This window comes from Crenothrix polyspora, assembly GCF_900163755.1.
Classification (GTDB): Bacteria; Pseudomonadota; Gammaproteobacteria; order Methylococcales; family Methylomonadaceae; genus Crenothrix; species Crenothrix polyspora.
In genome coordinates, this window is sequence record NZ_FUKI01000038.1 from 1 (window position 1) to 8,591 (window position 8,591).

Consider the following 8,591-nt stretch of genomic DNA (forward strand, 5'->3'; position numbering starts at 1 on the left):
CCGTTCGTGCTGAGCCTGTCGAAGCATGAACTTGCTTAAGTTATTTCGTGCGCGTTCCTTAACTTACATTTTGTATTTTCCGTGGATAAAAAAATATAACCCCATAATGTAACGGCAATGACTAAAACAACAAAATTTTGGGCCGTAGTGCCCGCTGCCGGTGTCGGCAAGCGCATGAATGCCGACCGCCCTAAACAATATTTACTGCTGGCAGGTAAAACTGTACTGGAGCAAACCTTATTGCGCCTATTACAAGCCGATGTTTTTTCCGCGATTAGCGTGGCTATTTCGGTAGAAGATCCGTATTGGCCAGAAATGGGTATTTCCAGTCATGATAAAATTATTACCGCAGCGGGTGGTAAAGAGCGTGCGGATTCGGTGTTATCGGGTTTAAAATCGATACGTGCTATGGCGCTTGATGAAGATTGGGTGTTGGTACACGATGCCGCGCGGCCTTGTTTAACCACAGCGGATATTTACCATTTGATTGATTCGCTGTGTGATGATGATGTCGGTGGCATTTTGGCCTTGTCATCGCACGACACCTTAAAAAATGTACAAGGCAAAAACATTCTGGGTACATTAGACAGAAGCCATATATGGCGCGCTTTAACACCGCAAATGTTCCGTTACGGAATGTTGAAGAATGCACTGGAAGCGGCGGAAGGTAATTTTGCAATCACTGATGAAGCCAGTGCTTTGGAAATGCTCGGCTTGCGCCCAAAAATCGTTGAAGGTCGACCTGATAATATTAAAATAACCCGACCTGAAGACTTGGCATTAGCACAATTTTATCTGGAGCAACAACAATGATACGAGTAGGGCAGGGCTATGATGTACATCGCTTTTGTGAAGGCGAGTATATAATTTTAGGCGGGGTCACTATTCCGTATCAACAAGGCCTGGAGGCGCATTCCGATGGTGATGTGGTATTGCATGCCTTATGTGATGCCTTGCTGGGTGCGGTGGCACTGGGCGATATTGGCAAACATTTCCCCGATACCGATCCTGAGTTTAAAGGTGCAGATAGTCGCGTGTTGCTGCGGCATGTTATTGGTATTGTGCAGGCAAAAGGCTATCAGTTGGTGAATGCCGATATGACAATTATTGCGCAAGCGCCGAAAATGGCACCCCATATTGCGGCTATGTGTGATCTTATTGCACAAGATTGCCAAGTGGATGTGGATTGCATTAATGTTAAAGCAACAACAACAGAAAAATTGGGTTTTGAAGGCCGAAAAGAGGGGATTGCAGTGCAAGCGATTGTTTTGGTTAATAAGTCATGATTTAATCAGGAAATGCTGTGGCAATGGCTTGATACATCAGTAGTGGTAAACGCTTATTTTCAAGAATCTAACACCGGCTTGCCTTGTAAATAAGAAGCTTGTGGATCAATCATAAACCGGCTGTTTAAGGTAGTACGGCCAATCAACATTCTAAACAACATGCTGTCGCGATTGGTTAAGGTCATTTCGGTGATGATTGTTGAAGCACCGATAATTAACGGTGTTTCTATTACATAGCGGCGCTGTTTATGGCCACCGGAATCTGACACCATGCGCCGGTCTTTAACCGGCGCATGGCATTCCACAAACACATCGTTACGCCGCTGCTTAGGATGAATCACAAACATCACCCAAGATTCAGCGCCTTTTTGGTAAGGCTCTATGGCATAGGCATGTAAGGCCGAGGTACGCGCACCGGTATCTATCTTGGCTTTTAGTTTTGTAATATTCAGCGCTGGCAACGCCACCCATTCGCGCCAACCTAATAAAATTAACGGTGCTGCTGTCGCTGTCATCTGCGCTCCTGTGTAGAAACCATTGCCTATTTAAAAGCATTTATTGCACAATGGGCAACCTAAAATTAAAGTGTTTAAGGAAAAGTTATGGCTAGATCGTTACATTTTTCGTCTGAAAAATCCGGTTTACCGCCGGGTTCTTTGGTACATGTTGGCAAAACTCACGACAATACCAGCATTTGTGTGATCAACTATAACGGCACGAAACTTGAAAAACACACCATTGACAGTATTGAAGACTGCCTACATTATCAAAACACCGATACCATAACATGGGTGGTCATTAATGGCTTAAAAGATGTGGCGATTATTGATGCGATTGGCAAACACTTTAATATTCATGCGCTGGTGCTGGAGGATATTTTAAATACCCATCAACGCCCTAAGCTGGAAGAGTTCAGCGATTATTTATACATCGTTATGAAAGCCGTCACCTTAGAGCGTAGCACTTTCAGCGTGGGTTATGAGCAAATCAGTTTATTGTTATTACCTAACTTTGTATTCACTTTCCGAGAAAAGCCTGATGATTTATTTCAGCCCGTGATAGATCGGTTGGCGATTCCGACCAGCCATGTGCGTTGTTTTGGCGCTGATTATTTAACCTATGTTCTCATTGATGCCATCATTGATGAATATTTCACCATGCAAGATAACTTTGATGAATTAATTGAAGAAGTCGAAGACGAGTTACTGCTTAACCCCTCTGCCAAAACCTTAGTAACCATACAAAAAATCCGCCGCGAATTAATCTTTTTACGCCGCACCATTGCCCCGTTGCGCGAATTATTAAAGTCATTACATCGCAGCAGCGAGTCAGCGCTGTTAGATGATCGCACCCGCCGCTATTTTGGCGATGTTTATGACCATGTTATTCGCATCAGCGAGTCGGCGGAATCGTATCGTGATTTAATCGCCAGTATGCTGGATATTTATTTGTCCAGCATCAGTAATAAAATGAACGAAACCATGAAAGTGTTGACGGTGTTTGCGTCTATTTTTATTCCGCTGACTTTTATTGCTGGCGTGTACGGTATGAATTTTGAGTACATGCCGGAACTGAAGTGGCGCTGGGGTTATCCGGTATTGTGGAGCGTATTTATTGGCGTGTCGGTGTTTTTACTGGTTTATTTCAAGCGCAAGAAATGGCTTTAGCAAGTCATCCAGCTTTTTTTGCTGATCGAGTGCATACAAATCATCACTGAGTGAATCGATTGTTTACAACCCGTAAAACAACTCTGTTACTATCGTCAGTTCAATAAATGATATGTTTCATAAACAAAGGGCTGACACTATGAAAATCAAATCAAATCAAATCAAATCAAATCAAATCAAATCAAATCAAAAATAAATTGTCTGGCATTCGCTGTGTCAATGGCATTGTTACCCGTAAAAAACAGCAATGCAGGGGCAATTGTTAGCTTGGTAACTGTTTGCAAAGATGGTAAGGCTTGTGGGTTTAATTATTCGTGGAATTCTAGCAAGAACCCAATTCCAATATTGAGTGCAAACGGACAACAGGTTGTATTTCAATGGGGTAGTGATATTTTTATTAGGGATATACTGGCTCGTAAAACAAAAATGATAAGCACTAATGTTACAATGCGGGAGGAGACGATAGTTCGTATGATGCTGTGTTTAGTGCTAACAGCCAATTTGTTACTTTTTTCAGTAAGGCAACCGATTTAGTTATAAACTCAAATGACACATCTGGGTCAGAAGATATTTTTTCACATAATCTTAAAACCGAAACAACTCAACTGGTAACAACTAATAGGACAGGCAAAGCAGCTAACGGACACTCATTTTCAGTAAGCAACGATGGGCGTTTTATAGCATTTCAAAGTAGAGCGAACGATTTGGTAGCCAATGATACTAATGAGACCAGTGATATTTTCGTACGTGACATGAAGACTAAAACTACGAAACTCATCAGCATTAATAGCAGAAAGAACGATAGTGGTAACGCCGACTCAGACTTACCACAGATTAGCCCGAACGGTCGATTTGTTAGATTCGCAAGTAATGCAGACGATCTAGTGGCAAATGATACTAATATACACTCAGATATTTTTGTGCGCGATCTCAGTACAGGGAAAACTATTTTACTCCCTAAGGCTATTGATTCTTCAGGCGATTTCTTAGGCTTAAGTCTATTAATGCCAACCGATATAAAGTTTACACTGGATAGCCGATCTGTATTGTTTACTAGCAGTGCAAATCGGTTGGTAACAAACGACAGCTACAAAGGATCAGATCTTTTTGTGCGTGATTTAGTCACTGGTAAAACAAAAATACTTAGTGTTGATAAGACAGGGAAAGCCGTTGGTAAGTATATGTGGAGTGTTAATGATAAAGATTCTTTTAAACTGAGCGCAAATGGCCGTTACGTTATGTTCTTAAACTATGCGGAATCTGGTATTTTATCGGTGTATGACTTGATAAAAAATACGACGAGGTCGATAGAGAAGGTTACTGATTCTGGTGGTGGTTGGGGTCTTGATTTCGCCAAATGTCTAATCAACGCTAATGGGCGGTATGTCATTTTTCCAAGTGATGAGGACAATTTAGTTCCACATGACAACAACGGTAAATCGGATACTTTTGTCCGCGATCTTGTAGCCAATAAAACCAGATTATTATCTATTAATATGTTTGGGGAAGCTATTGGCGCTACTCTAAAAAATATAGATATTAGTCCAGATGGTCGTTTTGTTGTATTTGAAAGCTACATCAACGAGTTGGTTGCACACGACACCAACGGCATGAATGTACCCTTCCTCAGTGATTATGTTGTCGGTGATAGTGATATATTTGTAAGAGATCTAAAAACTAATAAAACCAAATTAATCAGCATGAATAAAACCGGATCGGCCAGTGGTAACGGTTCTTCTTTTGACCCTGTAATAAGCAGCAATGGCAAAACGGTACTGTTTAAAAGTGGCGCGGACAATTTGGTCGCTAACGATTCAAATGATAAAACCGATTTGTTTACCTATAAGCTGCAATAACGCATTGTATCTGTAGATACAATGCTTAGGAATTAAGCGTTAATAAAAAGGTGGGATAGTCAAAGATGTCATCCTATTCCACCTTTGGAGTAAAACAAATGACACTTAAACAATTTCAATACCTCTTGGGCTTGCCGCAATTATTTTACTAGGGAAAGCAACAGAAAGCGTAGTTACAAAAAATATGAAATGAGCGAAACTCACCGTAACGCCTTAATCTGCGCTTCAGTTAGACCTGTTTTACGGGCAATCGTGGCATTATCTAACACATCCAACAAATTACGGGCAATTTCCAAGGCTTTTTCTGTTGCACCTTCCATACGACCTTTCAGCAATCCATCGTGCGATGCCTTTTCAATAGAACCGCGTTGCAAGCGAATAAAATCATGGCGTTTTTCCTGTGCCTCCAGTTCTGCCTTCGTTAATCCGGCTTCATTAGCAATACCAAAGGCTTCATTAATGCTGGCCTCCACTATTAACGCATCGGGAATGTAATCGAGCTTACCTGCATTTTTAACAAAATAAATCCATTTATCATGAATGTTGTTTAAATCGTCAAGGCTTAATGTGAACTTGGGCAATTCAATAAAAATAAGCTCAATATCATCGCTGTAATGGACAAGTGTTTGGGTTTCTAATAATTTATAACGACTTAAAGTGTCCCTTTGTTCAGGAAACATAATGAAATCAGCAAAGGTTAAGGCAATCACGGGGTTTAGTAAAGTGTATTGCTCACCTTTATCAAGTTGAGCGGCGTAGGTTTTGGCCGCGTTATACAGCACCCGCTTCTCAAAACCTTCCACGTTCAACACCTGCATTTCAATGATAACGGTGCTGGCATTCGCTAAAACAGCTTTAACATCAACAAAGGTATCTTTCATGCCTTTAATAGTTGGGGCTTGATAGGGATCGATGATGGTCAAATCGGTAATGGCGTATTCGCCGGTGTAGTCCAAAATGGCATTCAGGAAGTTAATTAACAGCGGCTTACTACGCTCGCTACCGAATACTTTTTTAAATGCAAAATCAGTTTTAACATCTAAAAAGCGCATGGCGATAACTCTCTTTAAATTTAGGAAAAGCCTGATTATAGCCGAAACGAACAATCTGAAATTTAAAATATTTTTTATTTCATGATGTTACAACCATGACTTATGCACCAACGCCCCATGTCATCCGCATTAGGAACGTGCATGAAATAACTTGAATAACTTAAACGCCACCACCGTTCGTGCTGAGCCTGTCGAAGCATGAACTTGCTTAAGTTATTTCGTGCGCGTTCCTTAGCAAGTCATCCAGCTTTTTTTGCTGATCGAGTGCATACAAATCATCAAAGCCACCGACATGCACATCGCCGATGTAAATTTGTGGCACGGTACGGCGCTGGGTTTTCGCCATCATTTCCTCACGCAAGCCTGGGGCTGAATCAACATTGATTTCTGTATAAGCCACGCCTTTTTTATCAAGCAAGCGTTTGGCCATTACACAATATGGGCAGATTTTTGTGGTGTAAATCAGTATGTCTGACATGTTTTTTTAAGTTAAGAAAGTATTAAATGTTGATCTAACGCCCACTGAATATGCTCACGCACCATCTCAGAGTCGTTATCTAATCGGGATTTTAACGCATTAATCACCGCGTTTGAAGTCGGCGCATTACCTAAAGCCACAGCAATGTTTCTTAACCAACGTGCGTAACCAATCCGGCGTATTGCTGAGCCTTCGGTTTTACTTAAAAACTCGTCTTCTGGCCAAGCAAATACATCCAGCAATTGCTGCGTATTCAAGCTGTGGCGCGGGTTAAAATCACCTTCGTGGGTTAATTTAGCAAAGCGATTCCACGGGCATACCAGTTGGCAATCATCACAGCCGTAAATGCGGTTGCCGATTAACGGCCTGAATTCTACCGGAATAGCACCGTGTAATTCTATGGTTAAATACGATACACAGCGTCGTGCATCCACTTGATAAGGCGCAACTATCGCTTGTGTCGGGCAAATATCCAGACAGGCCACGCAAGCACCGCAATGCGTAGTTGCGGGAGTATCTGTGGGCAAGGGCAAATCGGTGTAAATTTCCCCTAAAAAAAACCACGAACCCGCCTTGCGATTTATCACATTAGAATGCTTGCCTATCCAGCCGAGACCGGCTTTTTCGGCCAGCGCTTTTTCTAACACAGGCGCACTGTCCACAAAGGCGCGGTAGCCAAAATTGCCAATTTCGGCTTGTATTTTATCGGCCAGTTTTTGCAAACGTTTACGCAGAATTTTATGGTAATCGCGTCCCAGCGCATAGCGGGAAATATACGCGACGGTGGCATCAGCCAATGTATTGGCCATTGCTGTGGCAGATTCTGGCAGATAATCCATGCGCACAGAAATCACACTGATGGTACCCTCGTGCAACAAGGCAGGGCGACTGCGTTTAAGGCCGTGCCGGTGCATGTAATCCAGTTCGCCATGATAATCCTGGGCGAGCCAGTGCTGTAAATGCTGTTCTGCGTCGCTCAAATTAGTATCGGTAATGCCGACTTGCTGAAAGCCTAGTTCTAAACCCCAGTGTTTGATTTGTTTAGCGAGATTATTACTGTCGGTTAATTCCATGATACATTTTGGTGTGAGTACGTTTAGTGTATTTTATCGGATTAGATATAAGATCATCGTGTTAATTTAAAAACCTGAATTTGCAAAGCGTGACTTATGCCATATAATTTGTCCAATATTACGTACATAAAAGAGGGCAAAAGATGGCAAGTATTGATTTTTTACATCAGGTCATCAGTGAAGAAGGACTGATAATGGCCGCTAGCTTAGCAAAGGTATTGCATATTACCCAAACCGATTTAGCAGAAGTTACCGGTTTATCGTTGGATTCCGTATCTAAAACTGCGCGGGTAAAAAGCCGTACCACCCAGGCAAGACTGAGAGATACCGTTGAAATCATCAATCGGGTCGCGCAATGGTCAGGCGGTGTGGGCAGGGCTTTTGCCTGGTTTCGCTCGCAACCGCTGCCTTCTTTTGGTGATAAAACGGCGGAAGAATTGGTCAAAGCCGGTCATGCGGAGGCTGTTAAAGTTTATTTGGCGCGTATCGCTGCGGGGGGCTATGCTTGATCCCTTGCAGTCATTTTAAAGCTATCGTCTACCGTGCTCATCATCCGATGTGGGCATATACGCCGCTGTCGGGTGAAGGAGCCAAACAGTATGGTGGGCGGTTTAATCGTCCCGGCATCCCTGCTCTGTACACAGCGTTAGATTTCACCACCGCCTGGCTGGAAGCGCAGCAAGGTTTTCCCTTTAAACCACAGCCGATGACACTGGTCGCGTATCAGGTTGATTGTGCCGATATTGTTGAATTACACGACTCTGCTATTCAGCAGCTTTTGGACATAACCGCCAGTGATTTAGCCTGTGCCTGGGAAATGTTGGCCTTAAACAATCAAACACCGCCTACCTGGTTATTGGCGGATCGGCTATTGGCAGAAGGCATTGCCGGTATTGTGGTTAGAAGTTTTGCGCCTGGCTGCACAGAGGCTAATCGTAATCTGGTGCTGTTGGATTGGTCAGCAGATAAGCCGCATAAGGTTCAGGTGATTGATGACTTGAATCGTTTGCCAAATAACAGGGATTCGTGGGAAGTTTAGCTTTATTAACGGCGATTATGACTTGCGAATTGAATTATAGAAAAACCACACGTAATGGAAGGTTAACAACTTACAGAGTTTTCACAGTTCAATAGTTACAGCGTAACCGTTCGCACTGAGCTTGTCGAAGTGTGCCGTTC

10 protein-coding genes are annotated in these 8,591 nt (G+C 42.7%); 6 read left to right on the forward strand and 4 right to left on the reverse strand.

Features of this window, described 5'->3' with window-relative positions:
- The first annotated feature begins 117 nt into the window (after nt 1-117).
- Nucleotides 118-813, forward strand: coding sequence for a 2-C-methyl-D-erythritol 4-phosphate cytidylyltransferase (ispD, locus tag CRENPOLYSF2_RS02365; RefSeq protein ID WP_087142364.1), 696 nt, complete (start codon nt 118-120; stop codon nt 811-813).
- Nucleotides 810-1,286 carry a 2-C-methyl-D-erythritol 2,4-cyclodiphosphate synthase gene (gene ispF, locus CRENPOLYSF2_RS02370; protein WP_087142365.1) on the forward strand — a complete coding sequence of 159 codons (477 nt, stop codon included), beginning with the start codon at nt 810-812 and terminating at the stop codon, nt 1,284-1,286. Before ispD ends, ispF begins: the two co-directional genes overlap by 4 nt.
- 59 nt (nt 1,287-1,345) lie before the next feature.
- On the opposite strand, the gene CRENPOLYSF2_RS02375 is transcribed toward ispF, so the two are convergent.
- The gene (locus tag CRENPOLYSF2_RS02375) at nt 1,346-1,801 is read right to left on the reverse strand and encodes an ATP-dependent zinc protease family protein (protein ID WP_087142366.1); all 456 of its coding nucleotides are present in this window, start codon (nt 1,799-1,801) and stop codon (nt 1,346-1,348) included.
- 87 nt (nt 1,802-1,888) lie between these two features.
- Between CRENPOLYSF2_RS02375 and corA the strand changes: the two genes are divergently transcribed.
- Both corA and CRENPOLYSF2_RS02385 read left to right on the forward strand, forming a co-directional pair.
- The gene (gene corA / locus CRENPOLYSF2_RS02380) at nt 1,889-2,953 is read left to right on the forward strand and encodes a magnesium/cobalt transporter CorA (RefSeq protein ID WP_087142367.1); all 1,065 of its coding nucleotides are present in this window, start codon (nt 1,889-1,891) and stop codon (nt 2,951-2,953) included.
- Nucleotides 2,954-3,432: 479 nt separating this feature from the next.
- Nucleotides 3,433-4,809 carry a TolB family protein gene (locus CRENPOLYSF2_RS02385; RefSeq protein ID WP_087142368.1) on the forward strand — a complete coding sequence of 459 codons (1,377 nt, stop codon included), beginning with the start codon at nt 3,433-3,435 and terminating at the stop codon, nt 4,807-4,809.
- Nucleotides 4,810-5,009: 200 nt separating this feature from the next.
- On the opposite strand, the gene CRENPOLYSF2_RS02390 is transcribed toward CRENPOLYSF2_RS02385, so the two are convergent.
- The 3 genes from CRENPOLYSF2_RS02390 to queG all read right to left on the reverse strand — a co-directional run bounded on the left by CRENPOLYSF2_RS02390 (nt 5,010) and on the right by queG (nt 7,412).
- On the reverse strand, nt 5,010-5,861 hold the full coding sequence (locus CRENPOLYSF2_RS02390; protein WP_087142369.1) for an Rpn family recombination-promoting nuclease/putative transposase: 852 nt from the start codon (nt 5,859-5,861) through the stop codon (nt 5,010-5,012).
- 208 nt (nt 5,862-6,069) lie between these two features.
- Nucleotides 6,070-6,339 carry a glutaredoxin 3 gene (grxC, locus tag CRENPOLYSF2_RS02395; RefSeq protein WP_087142370.1) on the reverse strand — a complete coding sequence of 90 codons (270 nt, stop codon included), beginning with the start codon at nt 6,337-6,339 and terminating at the stop codon, nt 6,070-6,072.
- 11 nt (nt 6,340-6,350) lie between these two features.
- Nucleotides 6,351-7,412, reverse strand: coding sequence for a tRNA epoxyqueuosine(34) reductase QueG (gene queG, locus CRENPOLYSF2_RS02400; protein ID WP_087142371.1), 1,062 nt, complete (start codon nt 7,410-7,412; stop codon nt 6,351-6,353).
- Between the two features lie 143 nt (nt 7,413-7,555).
- On the opposite strand from queG, the gene CRENPOLYSF2_RS02405 reads away from it, so the two are divergent.
- Nucleotides 7,556-7,921 carry an antitoxin Xre/MbcA/ParS toxin-binding domain-containing protein gene (locus CRENPOLYSF2_RS02405; protein WP_087142372.1) on the forward strand — a complete coding sequence of 122 codons (366 nt, stop codon included), beginning with the start codon at nt 7,556-7,558 and terminating at the stop codon, nt 7,919-7,921.
- Nucleotides 7,918-8,451 (forward strand): RES family NAD+ phosphorylase, encoded by a 534-nt coding sequence (locus tag CRENPOLYSF2_RS02410; RefSeq protein ID WP_245807860.1) that lies wholly within the window; start codon nt 7,918-7,920, stop codon nt 8,449-8,451. The genes CRENPOLYSF2_RS02405 and CRENPOLYSF2_RS02410 overlap by 4 nt, the downstream gene beginning before the upstream one ends.
- Nucleotides 8,452-8,591: the final 140 nt, after the last annotated feature.